Here is a 17,063-nt window from a genome sequence, read left to right on the forward strand (position 1 = left end):
ATGAGCGAACAAGATAAAAACGTAAAGCTTTCTGATAACGAGCGCATGAAACGAGAAAGTAATTTTTTACGTGGCACTATAGCAACAGATTTAAAAGATGAGATCACCGGTGGTTTTACCGCTGATAACTTCCAGTTAATTCGGTTTCACGGTATGTACCAGCAAGATGACCGCGATATTCGTGGTGAGCGCGCTAAGCAAAAGCTTGAACCATTACACAACGTAATGTTACGTGCGCGTATGCCTGGCGGTATTATTAAGCCTGAGCAATGGTTAGCCATAGATAAATTTGCAGAAGAAAAAACCAGCTATGGCAGTATCCGTTTAACTACGCGTCAAACGTTTCAGTTTCATGGTGTATTAAAGCCTAATATTAAAGGCATGCATCAATTACTGGATAGCGTTGGAATTGACTCTATTGCTACCGCAGGCGATGTTAATCGAAATGTGTTGTGTACTACTAATCCGGTTGAGTCAGAGCTGCATCAAGAAGCGTATGAGTGGGCTGCAAAAATTTCAGAGCACCTATTACCAAAAACCAAGGCTTACGCCGAAATTTGGCTTAATGGTGAAAAAGCAGAAACCACAGAAGAGCCAATTTTAGGTTCTAATTACTTACCGCGTAAGTTTAAAACAACGGTAACAATTCCGCCGAATAATGAAGTGGATGTGCACGCCAATGATTTAAACTTTGTAGCTATTGCCGAAAATGGTAAATTAATTGGCTTTAACGTACTTGTCGGTGGTGGCCTTGCCATGACACATGGCGATACAGCAACCTACCCACGTAAAGCAGACGACTTTGGTTTTATTCCACTAGAACATACGTTAAAAATTGCCGAGCATGTGGTGTCGGTACAGCGCGATTGGGGTAATCGTTCAAATCGCAAAAATGCTAAAACAAAATACACATTAGATCGAGTAGGCGTTGATGTATTTAAAGCGGAAGTAGAGAAACGTGCGGGTGTTGAGTTTGCTTCAAGTCGTCCTTATAAATTTACTCACCGAGGCGATCGTATAGGTTGGGTTGAAGGTATAGATGGCAAACATCACTTAACATTATTTATTCAAAGTGGGCGTATTTTAGATTATCCAGACAAACCACTAAAAACAGGCTGTCGTAAAATAGCAGAAGTTCACCAAGGTGACATGCGCATGACGGCAAACCAAAACTTAATTATTGCTGGTGTAGCTGCAAATCAAAAAGCCGTGATTGAAGAAATTGCCCGTAACCATGGTTTAATTGACGATAAAGACACCGAACAACGTAAAAATTCTATGGCGTGTGTGGCACTGCCAACATGCCCATTAGCTATGGCTGAAGCTGAGCGTTATTTACCTAGTTTGGTTGAAAAAATAGAAGCACTGTTAGCCAAGCATGGTGTGCCGAATGACAGTATTATTATGCGCGTTGTGGGTTGCCCCAATGGCTGTGGGCGTGCCATGTTAGCCGAAGCGGGATTGGTTGGGAAAGGTCCGGGTAAATATAATGTGTATCTAGGCGGTAACCTTGAAGGCACACGTATTCCTAAATTATATTTAGAAAATGTGGGTGAAGACGTGTATTTAGCTGCTTTTGATGAATTAATTGGTCAATGGGTTAATGAGCGTAATGACGGTGAATGCTTTGGTGATTTTGTGATCCGCAAAGGCATTGTTGCTGAAGTTAAAGTATCAGTTACCGATTTTCACGCATAATAATAAGCCAGTGCAACACACTGGCTAAGGTTTGGAATTTACCATGAGTGAATTTAAAAACATTTTACAGTTAGATAAACAAAGCCAAACTAGCATGCTAGCAGACGCCAATGGCATACTGAAAAACATGAGCGCCGAGCAGCGCGTGCAATGGGCACTTGAAAACTTACCTGAGACACATTTTTTATCATCGAGTTTTGGTATTCAAGCGGCCGTAATGTTGCACTTAATAACATTACAACAGCCAAATATTCCGGTGGTATTAACAGATACAGGTTATTTGTTTCCACAAACGTATCAATTTATTGAGCAAATGACGGCACGTTTATCACTCAATTTAAAAGTGTACAAATCAGAGCTTAGCCCTGCTTGGCAAGAAGCTAAATTTGGCAAGTTATGGGAGCAAGGAGAGGCCGGAATTAAGCAGTACAATCAGCTTAATAAAGTTGAGCCGATGACTCGCGCCTTAAAAGAAATTAATGCTGGTACGTGGTTTAGTGGCCTGCGTCGCGACCAAGCATCAAGCCGTGCTGATAAGCAAGTAATTGAAATTAGCCGTGGTACAGTAAAAGTTTACCCAATTATTGAGTGGACAAACCGCGATGTATATCAGTATTTAACTAAGCATAACTTGCCGTACCATCCTCTTTGGGAAGAAGGCTATGTCTCTATGGGAGACATACATACTACACGTAAGCTAGAGCCCGGTATGACCGAAGAGGAAACTCGCTTTTTTGGTTTAAACCGAGAGTGTGGTTTGCACATTGATGGTGATGGTATTTAATATTATTGATTATCTCGCTCAATATTTAATAAAACGCAGCCTTGGCTGCGTTTTTTACTTACACAAAAGGATTGCCTGATTGATTGCTTTTTATTAAACTTGGCCGAATAAAGGATTAATTTTAAGCAGGAAGGCTATGAAATACTTTACCTATTTAGCAGTGTCAGTAATGATTATTGCTGTTATTTCTCTATTTTATTTAAAAAAGCCAAACGGAGAAACATGGCTTAGTACATCTGTTGTGATCAACGAATCTCAGCAAATTAAAGATAAAATAATCTCGTTTACCAGCAATACGTTTGAGCAAGCCGTTAGTAGCGTGTCGAACACACCCTCAACAACCCGCAGTAAAATATTTAAGTGGCAAGATCGGCAAGGCCAATGGCATTTTTCAGATACGCCTCACCCTAATGGTAAAAGTGTTGAAGTAAAACTAGACCCTAAAGATATTAACGTGGTGGTTGCCCAAGATACGGCTATTTTATCGGGCAGTTCCAAATCCTCAGCAGTAAATAGCACTTCAGCTACACCTACAGTTTATGATCCAGTATCAATTAAAAAGGTGTTTGATGACGCTGAAAAAGCAAAACAAAAATTAGAGCAACGTACTAAACAATTAAATGATTTAAACGGTTTTTAATTATTCATTATTCATTATTTGTGTTTATGGCTATGCGCTTTTAAATAACGCTTTTCTGCTTCCATAAGTAAAATAGTTAAATAAATTTTAGTGGGTAACGATAATAATACGCCAATAGCAATGCAGGCTGCCGCTATAATTATGCCGTTAATACCATGCTGGCGAGTAAAGTAGCTTGATACAATTAACGCATGACCAGTCACAATTAGGCATAACCCAAGTACAATTGATATTTTAAGTAGCCTAATAATTATGATTTGTGACATAGCGCCCTCACTAATAGTCTTACTAGTGTAGGGTGTTTTTAAAGCATTACCTTGATTTATCGCAACTGACGCGCATAAAAAAGCCTAACAAAATTGTTAGGCTATGATTAAATTTTAGGCGTAAGTTTAAGTTGCTATTAGTTAATCGAGCATATTACGAAGTACATACTGTAAAATGCCACCGTGTTTGTAGTAATCCCACTCTTTTGGCGTATCAATACGTACATCGGCACTAAAGCTTACTTTTTTACCTTCACTATTGGTTGCAATAACGCTAACTTCCTTGGTTTTATCAAACAAGCCTTCAATATCAAACTGCTCTTGGCCGGTTAAACCTAGCGACTCATGACTTTCGCCATCTTTAAACTGTAGCGGTAAAACTCCCATACCAATAAGGTTAGAGCGATGAATACGCTCATAGCTTTGTGCTATTACAGCTTTAACACCTAACAGTAGCGAGCCTTTCGCCGCCCAGTCACGAGATGAGCCGGTACCATATTCTTTACCAGCTAAAATAACCAATGGCGTATCGTTCTTTTGATATTCCATGGCGGCATCATAAATACTGGCAAGCTCATCATCAGGTTGCGTGCGGGTAACACCGCCTTCAGTACCAGGTGCAAGGAGGTTTTTAAGTCTAATATTAGCAAATGTACCGCGCATCATTACTTCGTGGTTACCACGACGCGAACCATAAGAGTTAAACTGCGCTTGCCCTACTTTGTTATCTTGTAAATATAACCCTGCTGGTGAGTCTGCTTTAATCGCACCGGCTGGCGAAATATGATCCGTAGTAACCGAGTCACCTAGTTTTGCTAAACAACGTGCGCCGGTAATGGTTGGAATACCCGGAGGCTCAATACTCATACCATCAAAAAAGGGTGCTTTTTTAATATAGGTTGATGCATCATCCCAATCGTAAAGTTTCCCATCAGGTATTTGAATTTTTTGCCAACGGCTATCGCCTTCGTATACGTTAGCATAACTTTTTTCGAACATTTCTCTGGTTACCGTTTCCTTAACTAAATCGCTTACTTCTTTAACACTTGGCCAAATGTTTTTAAGGTAAATATCGTTACCGTTAGCATCTTGTGCCAGTGGTTCGTTATATACGTCAATATCGGTTCTTCCCGCAATGGCGTAAGCTACAACAAGCGGAGGAGATGCTAAAAAGTTCATTTTAACATCTTGGTGAATACGCCCTTCAAAGTTACGGTTACCCGATAAAATTGAGCTCACAACCAGTTTGTGCTTTTGAATAGCATCTGAAATTTCAGGAGCCAGCGGGCCTGAGTTACCAATACACGTTGTACAACCATAGCCAACTAAGTTAAAGCCTAGGCTTTCTAAATCGTCCATTAGCCCTGCTTTTTCTAAGTAGTCAGTAACGACCTTAGAGCCAGGAGCAAGTGATGTTTTAACCCAAGGTTTTACATTAATCCCTAATTGCTTGGCTTTTTTAGCAACTAAGCCAGCCGCTAAAATAACACTGGGGTTAGAGGTGTTTGTACAACTAGTGATTGCGGCAATAACACAGGCACCATCTTTTAGTTCGAACTCTTGGCCCTTAAAGTTTACTTTTGCTGCGCCTATAAACGGCGCTTCATTGCTTGATTCGTCAGGATTAGTTACAGGGCCTTCGCTTTCGATACGTGCTTGCTCTGTATCACTGCTGCTAATTTTTGCTAAACGCTCGTCTTGAAACTCTTTTAAATGCTGACTAATTGCTTCGCCAGCTTTATCAAGTGATATTCTATCCTGTGGGCGTTTAGGGCCAGCAAGGCTTGGTACTACGTCATCTAATATCAGTTCAAGTTTATCGGTGTAATTAGCTTCATCGCCATCGTTACGCCATAAGCCTTGATGCTTAGCATAATCTTCAATAAGTTTAAGCTGTTTCTCATCGCGGTTGGTTAAACGCAGATAGTTAATGGTTTCGTCATCAATCGGGAAAATACCACATGTAGCACCATATTCTGGCGCCATGTTGGCAATTGTTGCTCTATCGGCAAGTGGTAAGTCGGCAAGGCCATCACCATAAAACTCTACAAATTTACCTACGACACCATGGTTACGTAGCATTTCGGTAACGGTAAGTACTAAGTCGGTAGCTGTGGTGCCCTCTGGTAAACGGCCGTTTAATTTAACCCCTACAACCTGAGGTATTAATAAGCTAATAGGTTGGCCAAGCATAGCGGCTTCGGCTTCAATGCCGCCTACGCCCCAGCCAAGTACGCCTAAGCCGTTAATCATAGTGGTGTGCGAATCGGTACCCACTAAGGTGTCTGGGTACGCGTACTTTTGGCCATTACGTTCATCATTAAAAACAACGCGCGCTAAATACTCTAAATTTACTTGGTGCACAATACCGGTTGCTGGAGGGACAACTTTTAAGTTATCGAAGGCAGTTTGGCCCCAACGTAAAAATTCATAACGCTCTTTATTACGGTCATATTCAAGCTTGGCGTTTAAGTCAAACGCACCCTCGTTACCATAGCCATCTACTTGCACAGAGTGGTCAATAACAAGTTCAGCAGGAGAAAGTGGGTTAATTTTTGCAGGATCGCCGCCTAGTTTTTCCATCGCATCGCGCATTGCCGCTAAATCGACAATGGCAGGTACACCGGTAAAGTCTTGCATCACAACACGGGCAGGCGTAAACGCTACTTCAGCAGAGGGTTTAGCTTGAGGGTCCCAATCTAATAGGGCTTGAATGTCTTGTTCTTTAATGTTTTCGCCGTCTTCGTTACGAAGTAGGTTTTCGAGTAGTATTTTTAAAGAAAAAGGTAAGCGTTTGGCTTTGTCGCCAAGGCCTTTAAGAGAGTGAATATGAAACTGCTCACCATTAACGGTAAGTTGCTGCTGGGTTTTGAAACTATTATTCATTATTTGCCCCTTTTGTTATTAGATAAGTGTTGTGTAGAGTGACCTTTTATAGTTTGTGAATTGCAAAGTGTATACCAAGATAAAAAACAGTGTTTAAAGCGTGATTTTTAAACAGCCATTACAATAGAGATGATGCTGAAAGTTTTTAATTCAAGGGAGCCAGCTAGACTTACCCAAAAGATATTTTTAATTTGCATACAACCAGCCTTGCTGTTTGCCTTTAAAGCTAACGCAAAGTAGCAATATGGCAATTACTACCACAAACAGTGGCATAAATACCGCACTAGATCCCATTATTTCAACGCTGTTAATAACAATAAAATTGTAATACTGTTGGATTAAAATAGCTATTAACGACACGGTAAATACGGGCAGTGCAAATGACTTTTTAGCGAGCAATAAAGCACTGCCAAGCGTGCCGCCAAAGACTGCAATAGCAAATGCAATGGTTGACCAAACGGGAATGTTAGAATATGCAGCTTGCTGATCTATAGGCATTTTGCTAATTACTTCAGGTGTCATCAGCATTTGTAGTGCAAAGGCAATAACGCCGCATAAGTTCCATATAAGCGCTACCCATGCGAGTGGTTTTAACCACTTAGGAGGGGGGTGTGCAAGCATTTAATTACCTTACTTTTTTTATAGTTAGTGAGGTAATTAAAGATCAAAAAAGCCAACTATACAAGCTGGCTGGTTTTATAAATATAAAATCAAAAAAAGACTATAATTTAACCGAATGAAATAGGGCGACGACCGGTTTTTTCATCTACTTTAGGTTTTTTAGTACGCTTACGTTTATTTTTTGCAGGCTGACTCGCTGGCTGCGGTGCTGCTTGGCTTGGCTCAGATTGCGGCTGCTCGGCAGGTCGCTCTACCGGTGTTGCATCTTCGGTTAATGCAAGTTGAAAAAGCTCACCATCAAATTCTAGTATGTCGCCACTGTATAGTTTTTTCCGTTTAATTGTACAAATTTCATGGTTAACACCCACATAACCTTCAGCAATTAAGTTTTTTGCTTGGCCGCCGCCTTCTACTAAATTTAGTACTTTTAATAATTTACACAGCTCAATCGGCTCTTCTTCTAATTCAATTTCTATATATTCTTCGTTCATGTTTGCTCTCGGTGGGGTAACGCATTAACGCTAGTATAAAGTGAAGTCACTATTTTTGCATCAAAGTGCGTATACAAATCTAACCATGGTTTTCTATGTGTTCGCTCAACTTGGCAATACGTAAGCTCATACCTTCAATTATTCTATCTTTAATTTTTTCGCGTATTACATTGGGTAAGCGAGTAAGGGCATCAGAGGTAATAGCAAGCACAATTGCATCCGTTTTAGCACGTGCGCTAATGCTGCGTGCGCGGTTATTAATAAAAGCGCCTTCACCAATAAACTCCCCAGGACGTATAGTACCGAGCTCTAATAAATGGTTGTGCTTAAACACTATTAATGCACCGCTAAGTACTATAAATAAGCGCTTATCGTTGTCGTGCTGTTTAAATAAAAATGAATTTTCGCGCACTAAATATAATAAACCAAACGACTCTAAAAGTATTTGGCGCTCGTTAAGGCTAAATTCTTTAAAAAATCCTAAACGGTTGATAATTTCCATCTGTTTAAATAGCGGAATGTTCTCTATTAACTTCATTAATTACCTAAGAGTTATTACGCGCAAAACTAATTAATGTTGCGCTCTTTTAATTTACGGGTCAATGTATTGCGTCCCCAGCCTATTTTTATAGCGGCTTCTTGTTTGTGGCCTGCGCAATTGGCGAGTGCTGTTTTTATTAAGCGGGTTTCTAGTTGCGCTTGAATATTAGGCCAAATATTTTCCTTACCTTGTTTAAGTTCCTGATTAAGCCATAACTGGAAGGCATCTAACCAATCGCCTTCTTCTTGAGTTAGTGATGCATTAATAATTTCAGGTGGCAAGTCTTGCTCGCTAACAAGCTCGCCAGGAGCCATAACCGTAAGCCAACGGCAGGTGTTTTCTAATTGACGTACGTTACCGGGCCAACTGAACAAGCGTAGCTGCTCAATTGCTTTAAGGCTAAGAATTTTACTTTCTACTTGTAGATCTTTAGCGCTTTTATGTAAAAAGTGCAGTGCTAGACGCTCAATGTCTTCGGTACGCTCTCGAAGGGCTGGTAAGCGCAGGCGCACTACATTTAAGCGATGAAATAAGTCATCCCTAAACTTGCCTTGTTTTACGAGCTCTTCAAGGTTTTGATGGGTTGCAGCAATAATACGCACATCTACTTTTATGCTTTTATGCCCGCCAACACGGTAAAACTCACCATCAGATAATACCCGCAGTAGTCGAGTTTGTACGTCGAGAGGCATATCGCCAATTTCATCTAAAAATAGGGTGCCGCCATTGGCTTGTTCAAAACGGCCTTTTCGCACGCTATCTGCACCAGTAAAAGCCCCTTTTTCATGGCCGAATAATTCTGACTCAACCAGCTCTTTAGGGATTGCGGCCATATTTAGCGCAATAAATTGGTTTTCTTTACGTGGACTATGGTTGTGCAGGGCGCTGGCAACAAGCTCTTTCCCCGTTCCTGACTCACCATTAATAAGTACACTCATGCTTGAGGCTGCAAGCTTACCTATGGCCCTAAACACTTCTTGCATGGCAGGTGCTTCGCCAATTATATGTGCGCTTTTAGGGGGCGTGAGTTTACGTTTAACTTTTTTTGTAGAATTAGCTCTATAGGCGCTTTCAACTAGGGCAATCGCCTCGTTTAAATCAAAAGGTTTGGCTAAATATTCAAAAGCCCCTTTTTGAAAGGCATTTACGGCGGAATCGAGATCTGAATGCGCGGTAATAATAATAACCGGTAAGCCGGGCACTTGCTCTGCTATTAGCTCTAGCAGTGCCATGCCGTCCATACCGGGCATTCTTACATCGGAGATCAGCACACTAGGTTGGCTAAATTTTAATGCATTAAGCACACTTTGTGCTTCAGCAAAGCTTTGTACTGTAAAACCTGCGCGAGTAAGCGCTTTTTCTAATACAAAACGAATTGAGGCATCGTCATCTACAAGCCAAACTGTTTTCATGCATACTCCAAGGCGTTAATCTGCAAAAGGCAGATAAATATTAAATTCGGTGTGACCAGGCCAGCTATCGCACTCAATATAACCATTGTGTTGATCAATTAATGTTTGCGCTATAGAAAGCCCCAATCCAGAGCCGCCATCTTTATTAGTGATCATAGGATAAAACAAAGTATCGCGTACACTAATATCAATCCCTGGGCCATTATCGAGCACTTGAATTAACAAGGCTTTTTTGGGTGCCTTACCGGGCCGGCGGTGCTGATAGTTAATTCGGGTTTTAATTTTTATTTCCCCACCATTAACTAATGCCTGCTGGGCATTACGCACAATATTAAGCACCACTTGCTGCACTTTACTTTGGTCAATATAAACATCGGGAATACTCGGATCGTAATCTTTTACCAAGCGAATATTGTCACTATTATCTAGGGTACTTAATTTGATCACCGACTCTAAGGTTTGATGTATATTGCCATAAGACTTTTGCGGTAATTGGTTAGGCCCAAGCAGTCTATCTACTAATTCACGCAATCGGTCGGCTTGCTCAATAATAAGCTCGGCACATTCATTTCTTTCTTGCTGGTCTACCTCGTATTGCAATAACTGCGCCGCTCCGCGAATTCCCCCTAAAGGGTTTTTAATTTCGTGCGCTAAACCTCGAATTAAATTACGTGCGGCTTGGTATTGGTGCATTTGATTTGATGCTTGATCGAATTTAATTTCATCATCGGTTTGCCGACATTCTAATAAAATATAAAGTGCACCTTGGTATTTTATCTGTTTTGAACTGACTGCTAATTTAGCATGGCGAGAATCAACAAATACCACGTCAGCCCTATGCTGGTGGCAATCTACGCCATCAATTAAAGAGTATTGCGCTATGCGTTTTAAATCGATTGAATGGTAGTTAAATAAATCATCAAAAGACTGCCCTAATAAACGCTTAGTGCCTAAACCAAGTAGTTCACTGGTACTGGTATTGGCATAAATAAGCGTAAAGCTTTCGTTTAAAAGCATCACGGCGGTGGTTTGATTTTGCCATATGGCATTGAGTAGCTCAGGGCTAAAGTGTGTGTTATTAAGCATTGTTGCACCATTTTAGTGCGCCTGTGTTTTCAGGCAAGTAATTTAATGAAATTGCACTGCAATTGCTATTTTTAATGTGAATTAGGTGGGAGTTAATTACCTAAGCTTAAGCCTTTTCTATGCATAAAAAATACACTCAATGGGCTTGTCGCAATGACTTGGTTTTGTTTGTTGTACAGCTTAACTTGCAGAGTGTGCTCACCACGCTCTACATCTCTTAAAGCAAAGGTTGAGGTATCACTTGCTGCGCCATAGGCTTTACCATCAAGAAATAGCTGTATTGTAAAGTCGTTTTCAAAGCGGGGGGTAATGCGAGTAGATACATACACAGAGCCGGTGTTTTCACGAATAGTTTGCTGATGCTCAGGCGATGCAATACCAATACTAAATGCAACCGGCTGCGCTTTAGTTTGATTATTTAATATATCTGTATTTGTTGCAGGCATGGTTAAATCTTGGCTGGTGAGTTTTATCTCTTTGGCGCCAATATGGGGGGTATCTGAAAACACCAGTACGCCATTTTTATCTTTCCATGCGTAAATTTTTTTTTCACCAGCGTAACTACAAACACTTAATAATGAAGTAATTAGTAGTAATAAAATCTTGCTACTCACTCTGCAACCCTGCATTTTTAACATTAACTTTACTTTAGTGGAGAAAGTACTAATTTACCATTAAAAAAGCCCGCAAAGCGGGCTTAAAGGTATATTTTATAACTGTTAACTAAAATTAACAGCTGTAATACATTTCAAACTCAATTGGGTGCGTTGTCATGTTAAGTTTTTCAACTTCTTGACTCTTAAGTTTAATGTAAGCATCAATTAAATCATTAGAGAACACGTCACCTTGATTTAAAAACTCACGGTCAGCATCAAGAGATGCCAGTGCTTCTTCTAATGAAGAGGCAACGGTTGGAATTTCTGCTGCTTCTTCTGCAGGTAGGTCGTATAAATCTTTATCCATTGCATCACCAGGATGGATTTTATTTTTAATTCCATCAAGGCCAGCCATAAGCATGGCAGCAAAAGCAAGATACGGGTTAGCCGTTGCATCAGGGAAGCGTACTTCAATACGACGACCTTTAGCTGATGGTACTACCGGAATACGAATCGATGCAGAACGGTTACGTGCAGAGTATGCAAGCATTACTGGTGCTTCGTAACCTGGTACTAAACGTTTGTACGAGTTAGTAGAGGCATTAGCAAACGCATTAATTGCTTTAGCATGTTTAATAATACCGCCAATGTAATAAAGCGCATCTTCAGAAAGACCGCCGTACTTATCACCTGCAAATAAGTTAACACCGTCTTTAGCTAACGACTGATGACAATGCATACCAGAACCGTTATCGCCAACAATAGGTTTAGGCATAAAAGTGGCTGTTTTGCCGTATAAATGAGCCATGTTATGAATAACATATTTCATTTCTTGAATTTCATCGGCTTTAATCACCATAGTATTAAAGCGCGTAGCAATTTCGTTTTGTCCTGCAGTTGCTACTTCGTGATGATGTGCTTCAACAACTTGTCCCATTTCTTCTAATACTAGACAAGTAGCAGAGCGCCAATCTTGAAAGTCATCAACAGGAGCAACTGGGAAGTAACCGCCTTTAACGCCAGGGCGATGACCTGTATTGCCGTCTGCGTATTCTTTATCTGAGTTCCAAGCAGCTTGCTTAGAATCGATTTTGTACATAGAGCCAGACATGTCTGTTTTATATTTTACGTCATCAAATACGAAGAACTCTGGCTCTGGGCCAAATAAAACCGTATCAGCAATACCCGTAGAGCGCATATATTCTTCAGCACGCTTTGCTACAGAGCGAGGATCGCGCTCGTAACCTTGTAATGTAGAAGGCTCTACTACGTCACAACGTATAATTAATGTGGCTTCTTCAGTGAATGGGTCAAGCTTAGCTGATTCAGCAACAGGCATTAGCACCATGTCTGATTCGTTTATGCCTTTCCAGCCAGCAATTGAAGAACCATCGAACATTTTACCATCTTCAAAAAAGTCTTCATCAATTTGGTGATGAGGAATTGAAATATGCTGCTCTTTACCTTTGGTATCAGTAAAGCGTAAATCAATGAACTTAACGTCATTTTCTTTAATAAAATCTAAAACCGATTGCGACATGTGTCCTCCAACTATAAGGTTTTGTTATTGCTGCTTAAATGCTTTGTGTTTTATAAGCTGATTTTGTGCCACTATTGTAACTTAATGTTTATAAACATAAAAAATACAAAAGTAATAACGGCTGTTTCTAATGCGCACCATTATGGTGCGTAAATGCTTCAATATAGTGCAACAGTTACAGAGTAAAAAGTTGCTCGCTATTTAATCGTGATAGACTAACATAAAGTAAATACAAAAGACTGACCAAAATAGCAATAAAGTCATTAAAGTGGAGGTTTTTATAAAAATATTAAAAATTTTATTTTTATAATTAGTTAATTTAAAACAGTAGGTTAAATAAAAAAACCAGAAAGTTTGCAAATTTATTTTGGATAAACTTTCATCCATTCCATTTATAAGGGATAATATGCGCCCTTTTAAATCCTATGCTGGGACATCTCGTGAAAACGCAGGTGAGTGCGTAAGCCCCTGCAGGATCAATGAGATTCAATTTCTCTGAGTGAATATTAATGAGTATCGAAAAGATAAGAAATATAGCAATTATCGCCCACGTTGACCACGGTAAAACTACACTGGTTGACAAACTGCTTGAGTTTTCAGGCACATTAGAAACACGCGGCGGTAATGAAGAGCGCGTGATGGATTCAAACGATATAGAAAGAGAACGTGGTATTACCATTTTAGCGAAAAACACCGCTATTTCATGGAACGGCTACCACATTAATATCGTAGATACTCCAGGACACGCCGATTTCGGTGGTGAAGTGGAACGCGTACTTTCAATGGCTGACTCAGTATTACTAATTGTTGACGCTCAAGAAGGCCCAATGCCACAAACGCGTTTTGTTACGCAAAAGGCATTTGCGCAAGGTTTAAAGCCAATCGTAGTAATTAACAAAATCGACAAGCCAAGTGCACGTCCTGATTGGGTTATGGATCAAATCTTTGATTTATTCGATAACTTAGGCGCCACTGACGAGCAGTTAGATTTTAAAGTAATCTATGCATCAGCAATCAACGGCTGGGCAACATTAGATTTAGACGAGCCATCTGATAACATGGATGCCATGTTCCAAATGATCGTTGACGAAGTATCACCACCAGATGCAGATCCTGAAGGTGACTTCCAAATGCAGATTTCTCAACTTGATTACAACTCATACGTGGGTGTAATTGGTGTTGGTCGTATCAAGCGTGGTTCTGTTGCTCCAAACCAACAAGTAACTATTATTAGTGCTGATGGTACTAAACGTAACGGTAAAATTGGTACAGTACAAAGCTACTTAGGCCTTGAGCGTATTGAAACAGACCGTGGTTATGCAGGTAACATTGTTACTGTAACCGGTATTGGCGAGCTTAAGATTTCAGATACTGTTTGTTGTCCTACTAACGTTGAAGCATTACCACCACTAAGTGTTGATGAGCCAACAGTAACAATGACATTCTCTGTAAATAACTCACCGTTTTGTGGTAAAGAAGGTAAGTTTGTAACGTCACGTAATATTCGTGAGCGTTTAGACAAAGAGCTAGTACACAACGTAGCACTTCGCGTTGAAGATACTGCTAGCCCAGATAGCTTCCGTGTTTCTGGCCGTGGTGAATTACACCTAGGTATCTTAATCGAAAATATGCGTCGTGAAGGTTACGAGCTTGCTGTATCTCGTCCAGAGGTAATTTTGCGTACTGTTGACGGTGTATTAGAAGAACCGTTTGAAACAGTAACAATTGACTGTCAAGAAGAGCATCAGGGTTCTGTAATGGAGCAAGTTGGCCTACGTAAAGGTGAGCTTACTAACATGTCTCCAGATGGCAAAGGCCGTATGCGTTTAGACTTTATTATCCCAAGCCGTGGCTTAATTGGTTTCCAAACTGATTTCATGACAATTACTTCGGGTTCTGGTCTTATGTACCATACGTTCGATCATTACGGTCCTCATAAAGGCGGTTCAATCGGTGTTCGTAAAAACGGCGTAATCATTGCAAATGCTACAGGTAAAGCACTGACTAACGCATTGTTTAACTTACAAGAGCGCGGCCGTTTATTCATCGGTCACGGTGTTGAAGTTTACGAAGGTATGGTTATCGGTATTCATAACCGTGATAACGACCTTACAGTTAACGCCCTTAAAGGTAAGCAGTTAACTAACGTACGTGCATCTGGTACAGATGAAGCACAAACGCTTTCTCCACCTTTAAACTATTCACTTGAGCAAGCGCTTGAGTTTATTGATGAAGATGAGTTAGTTGAAGTAACGCCACTAAACATTCGTATTCGTAAGCGTCATCTTACAGAAAACGAACGTAAACGTGCGGGTCGTGCGCCTAAGTCATAATCTATTAATTTAGAATAATGATTTTAAAAGCCGCTGTATTGCAAAATACAGCGGCTTTTTTGTGTTTGTGGGTTAGCTAAATAAAAGGTTAAAGAGGGTAGATTAAAGAAATTACAACCACCGCGATAATTGGTGCGCTGTGCACTTGTGCACTGCATTGAGTTTTTTCCTCTAAAAGCGCAGCGCCTCTTAACCTCTTTGTGAATAATTCACTTAAAGATCTTTTGTACGCAGAGTGAGCTTAAAACAGCCGATAAGGCTAAGTACTAGTGTTTGTTGGTAGGGTATTTTTCGTTGGGTTTCGCTGCGCTCAACCCAACCTACGTGCATTAGTTAAAGTTTAATTGTTTCGCCTTCATTTAAAATATACAGCGGTACTGGTGCATTCATTTGTTTATACATATGCAGTAAGCGCGATAGCGCTGAGTGGCTGCTGTGATCGCCCATTTGCCAACTTGAGTTGCCATATCCCCATGGTATCATTACTTTGCAATTAAGCTCTGTGGCCGCATTGAGGGCATCCTCTGGCGTAGTATGAACGTATCGATACCCTTTAGCGTTGGTTTTATGGTAATAAGAGGCAATTGGCATTAGGCATAGGTCTATATCACCGTATTTTTGTTGTATGTCTTTAAAGTGTTTTGAATAGCCAGTATCGCCGGCAAAAAATAAGGTGCTGCCATTTTGTTCAAGCAGCCAGCCATTCCAAGAATCTTTATTATCATCTTCGTAAATATAGGGAATAAGCACCCGATTACTAAAGTGATGTGCAGGCACTGCGTGTATGGTTAAGTCCTCAATGCTGGTTTTTGCATACCACGCCATTTCAGTAATATTAAAGCCACCCGTTGGGAAGTTATCTGCCATGCCTAGCGGGGCTAAATAACGTGGTTGATTACCCAGTTTTTTAATATCTGCTTTATTAAAGTGATCATAATGAATATGCGAATACATAACGGCGTTAATGTTTTCAAGTGTTTGCTTATTTGGCCATGCTCCGGGTTTGCGATAAAACCCACCTGCAAGCTTAAAGCCTAAATCAACCGGTGAATCAAACTGCTCACTAACCGGATCAAATAATACATTTTGCCCATTACGTGTGCTGACCACAAAGCTGGCATGCCCTAACCAACGAACCGTATAACCGGTATTGAGCGGCGGCTTAATTTGCTTACCTTGATACTGGCAGTTGCTGCTGGGTGTTTCGCAAATCAAGTTCGGATGTGGCGGGTAGCAGTTTTGCTCGCAGGTGGTTGGGTAAACCTTTTTGCCTTGATATAAATTATGGTAACGACCTGTTTGGTTGTTAACAGCAATAACTGAGTTTTTATCAGCTATTTTTTGCACCTGGTTAGGTGTACTACACGCTGATAAAAAACAGCTTATAAAGATTATAAGGGTAATGTGTTTCATAATTAAATCCGTTTTAAATAGTGCTAAAGCAGCCATGCAGCCATAAAAAAGCCTGCAATAATGCAGGCAAATTTAAATATAATATCAGCTAATTAACCGGCACTATTCATTTGTTCAATAAATTTATTTGAGTCGGCAATCGATTTGTTCATGTCGTTCATAAGCAATTGTATATCGCGTTTAAGGTTAGTGAACTCGCCTTTAATAGCCGATACCGCTTGTGCGTTTAAGTTATGCTTTAAGTATAAAACGTTATCATGAAGCGATGTTAATACCGGCTCCATTTTGCTCTCTGCGCTGCGCATTGAGCGTAATAGCTGATCAAATTGACGCTTAGTCGCGGCTAGCTTTTTACTGCTTTCACGTTTAAGTGATGCGCTTTTATATTGCTCAAGCTCATCGCTCCACTCATCAAATAAGGCTTCTGCTACGTCTTCTACTTTATTGATGTTAGTTGACACTTCGTTAGCGGCATTTAAGCTCGACTCATAGTCATCGTTTAACTGATTGTAAGTGTCTTGCAGTTCGCCACCATTAAAATCAATAAGTGTAGTTAAGCGCTCAAGCGCTGACTTAAACTCTTCTTGAGACTCTTGTTGCGAGTCTTTGGTTTCTTCTACGCGGTCAATAAGAATATCGCGTTTGTGTACGCCTACCTTTTCCATGGCCGAGTAATAAGCCGACTGGCAACCCGATAATGTTAGTGCAAGTGCAAGTACGGTAACACTCAGTAATGTTTGTTTTTTCATTTGGTTT

At 40.4% G+C, this 17,063-nt stretch carries 15 protein-coding genes; 4 read left to right on the plus strand and 11 right to left on the minus strand.

From position 1 onward, the window contains the following. The 3 genes from cysI to HC000_RS07970 all read left to right on the plus strand — a co-directional run bounded on the left by cysI (nucleotide 1) and on the right by HC000_RS07970 (nucleotide 3,122). Nucleotides 1-1,698, plus strand: coding sequence for an assimilatory sulfite reductase (NADPH) hemoprotein subunit (gene cysI / locus HC000_RS07960; RefSeq protein WP_011326874.1), 1,698 nt, complete (start codon nucleotides 1-3; stop codon nucleotides 1,696-1,698). Nucleotides 1,699-1,741: 43 nt separating this feature from the next. Continuing rightward, a complete protein-coding gene (locus HC000_RS07965) occupies nucleotides 1,742-2,482 on the plus strand; it encodes a phosphoadenylyl-sulfate reductase (RefSeq protein WP_179807383.1) in 741 nt (246 codons plus the stop codon). Nucleotides 2,483-2,618: 136 nt separating this feature from the next. Further along, nucleotides 2,619-3,122 carry a DUF4124 domain-containing protein gene (locus HC000_RS07970; protein WP_011326876.1) on the plus strand — a complete coding sequence of 168 codons (504 nt, stop codon included), beginning with the start codon at nucleotides 2,619-2,621 and terminating at the stop codon, nucleotides 3,120-3,122. A 14-nt stretch (nucleotides 3,123-3,136) separates the two neighbouring features. Here HC000_RS07970 and HC000_RS07975 read toward each other — a convergent pair whose 3' ends face one another. The 9 genes from HC000_RS07975 to glnA form a co-directional block, all read right to left on the minus strand. Further along, a complete protein-coding gene (locus tag HC000_RS07975; protein ID WP_011326877.1) occupies nucleotides 3,137-3,388 on the minus strand; it encodes a hypothetical protein in 252 nt (83 codons plus the stop codon). Nucleotides 3,389-3,529: 141 nt separating this feature from the next. Beyond that, the gene (gene acnA, locus HC000_RS07980) at nucleotides 3,530-6,274 is read right to left on the minus strand and encodes an aconitate hydratase AcnA (protein ID WP_011326878.1); all 2,745 of its coding nucleotides are present in this window, start codon (nucleotides 6,272-6,274) and stop codon (nucleotides 3,530-3,532) included. Nucleotides 6,275-6,460: 186 nt separating this feature from the next. Next, nucleotides 6,461-6,895, minus strand: coding sequence for a hypothetical protein (locus HC000_RS07985; protein WP_179807384.1), 435 nt, complete (start codon nucleotides 6,893-6,895; stop codon nucleotides 6,461-6,463). A 107-nt stretch (nucleotides 6,896-7,002) separates the two neighbouring features. Continuing rightward, nucleotides 7,003-7,386, minus strand: coding sequence for an RNA-binding S4 domain-containing protein (locus HC000_RS07990; protein WP_011326880.1), 384 nt, complete (start codon nucleotides 7,384-7,386; stop codon nucleotides 7,003-7,005). A 79-nt stretch (nucleotides 7,387-7,465) separates the two neighbouring features. Next, the gene (locus HC000_RS07995; RefSeq protein ID WP_011326881.1) at nucleotides 7,466-7,924 is read right to left on the minus strand and encodes a cyclic nucleotide-binding domain-containing protein; all 459 of its coding nucleotides are present in this window, start codon (nucleotides 7,922-7,924) and stop codon (nucleotides 7,466-7,468) included. Nucleotides 7,925-7,953: 29 nt separating this feature from the next. Next, nucleotides 7,954-9,339, minus strand: coding sequence for a nitrogen regulation protein NR(I) (gene ntrC / locus HC000_RS08000; protein ID WP_011326882.1), 1,386 nt, complete (start codon nucleotides 9,337-9,339; stop codon nucleotides 7,954-7,956). Between the two features lie 15 nt (nucleotides 9,340-9,354). Continuing rightward, entirely contained in the window at nucleotides 9,355-10,425 is a 1,071-nt protein-coding gene (gene glnL, locus HC000_RS08005) for a nitrogen regulation protein NR(II) (RefSeq protein WP_011326883.1), read from the minus strand. Nucleotides 10,426-10,517: 92 nt separating this feature from the next. After that, a complete protein-coding gene (locus tag HC000_RS08010; protein WP_089368922.1) occupies nucleotides 10,518-11,039 on the minus strand; it encodes a DUF4124 domain-containing protein in 522 nt (173 codons plus the stop codon). A 115-nt stretch (nucleotides 11,040-11,154) separates the two neighbouring features. Beyond that, on the minus strand, nucleotides 11,155-12,561 hold the full coding sequence (gene glnA / locus HC000_RS08015) for a glutamate--ammonia ligase (protein WP_011326885.1): 1,407 nt from the start codon (nucleotides 12,559-12,561) through the stop codon (nucleotides 11,155-11,157). Nucleotides 12,562-13,070: 509 nt separating this feature from the next. Here glnA and typA point away from each other — a divergent pair. Beyond that, entirely contained in the window at nucleotides 13,071-14,894 is a 1,824-nt protein-coding gene (typA, locus tag HC000_RS08020) for a translational GTPase TypA (protein WP_179807385.1), read from the plus strand. 333 nt (nucleotides 14,895-15,227) lie between these two features. Here typA and HC000_RS08025 read toward each other — a convergent pair whose 3' ends face one another. Next, on the minus strand, nucleotides 15,228-16,307 hold the full coding sequence (locus tag HC000_RS08025; RefSeq protein ID WP_011326887.1) for an MBL fold metallo-hydrolase: 1,080 nt from the start codon (nucleotides 16,305-16,307) through the stop codon (nucleotides 15,228-15,230). A gap of 92 nt (nucleotides 16,308-16,399) precedes the next feature. Beyond that, nucleotides 16,400-17,056, minus strand: coding sequence for a DUF2959 domain-containing protein (locus HC000_RS08030; protein ID WP_086993793.1), 657 nt, complete (start codon nucleotides 17,054-17,056; stop codon nucleotides 16,400-16,402). Between the last annotated feature and the right edge of the window lie 7 nt (nucleotides 17,057-17,063).

The organism is Pseudoalteromonas sp. MIP2626, from assembly GCF_013414205.1.
GTDB classification, from domain to species: Bacteria; Pseudomonadota; Gammaproteobacteria; order Enterobacterales; family Alteromonadaceae; genus Pseudoalteromonas; species Pseudoalteromonas nigrifaciens.

Bases quoted from the DNA above. Each gene is read 5' to 3' on its own strand.
- HC000_RS08030 (WP_086993793.1), bottom strand. From the start codon at position 17,056: ATGAAAAAACAAACATTACTGAGTGTTACCGTACTTGCACTTGCACTA.
- HC000_RS07985 (WP_179807384.1), bottom strand. From the start codon at position 6,895: ATGCTTGCACACCCCCCTCCTAAGTGGTTAAAACCACTCGCATGGGTA.
- HC000_RS07990 (WP_011326880.1), bottom strand. From the start codon at position 7,386: ATGAACGAAGAATATATAGAAATTGAATTAGAAGAAGAGCCGATTGAG.
- HC000_RS07995 (WP_011326881.1), bottom strand. From the start codon at position 7,924: ATGAAGTTAATAGAGAACATTCCGCTATTTAAACAGATGGAAATTATC.
- HC000_RS07975 (WP_011326877.1), bottom strand. From the start codon at position 3,388: ATGTCACAAATCATAATTATTAGGCTACTTAAAATATCAATTGTACTT.
- ntrC (WP_011326882.1), bottom strand. From the start codon at position 9,339: ATGAAAACAGTTTGGCTTGTAGATGACGATGCCTCAATTCGTTTTGTA.
- glnA (WP_011326885.1), bottom strand. From the start codon at position 12,561: ATGTCGCAATCGGTTTTAGATTTTATTAAAGAAAATGACGTTAAGTTC.
- typA (WP_179807385.1), top strand. From the start codon at position 13,071: ATGAGTATCGAAAAGATAAGAAATATAGCAATTATCGCCCACGTTGAC.
- HC000_RS07970 (WP_011326876.1), top strand. From the start codon at position 2,619: ATGAAATACTTTACCTATTTAGCAGTGTCAGTAATGATTATTGCTGTT.
- HC000_RS07965 (WP_179807383.1), top strand. From the start codon at position 1,742: ATGAGTGAATTTAAAAACATTTTACAGTTAGATAAACAAAGCCAAACT.
- glnL (WP_011326883.1), bottom strand. From the start codon at position 10,425: ATGCTTAATAACACACACTTTAGCCCTGAGCTACTCAATGCCATATGG.
- acnA (WP_011326878.1), bottom strand. From the start codon at position 6,274: ATGAATAATAGTTTCAAAACCCAGCAGCAACTTACCGTTAATGGTGAG.
- cysI (WP_011326874.1), top strand. From the start codon at position 1: ATGAGCGAACAAGATAAAAACGTAAAGCTTTCTGATAACGAGCGCATG.
- HC000_RS08025 (WP_011326887.1), bottom strand. From the start codon at position 16,307: ATGAAACACATTACCCTTATAATCTTTATAAGCTGTTTTTTATCAGCG.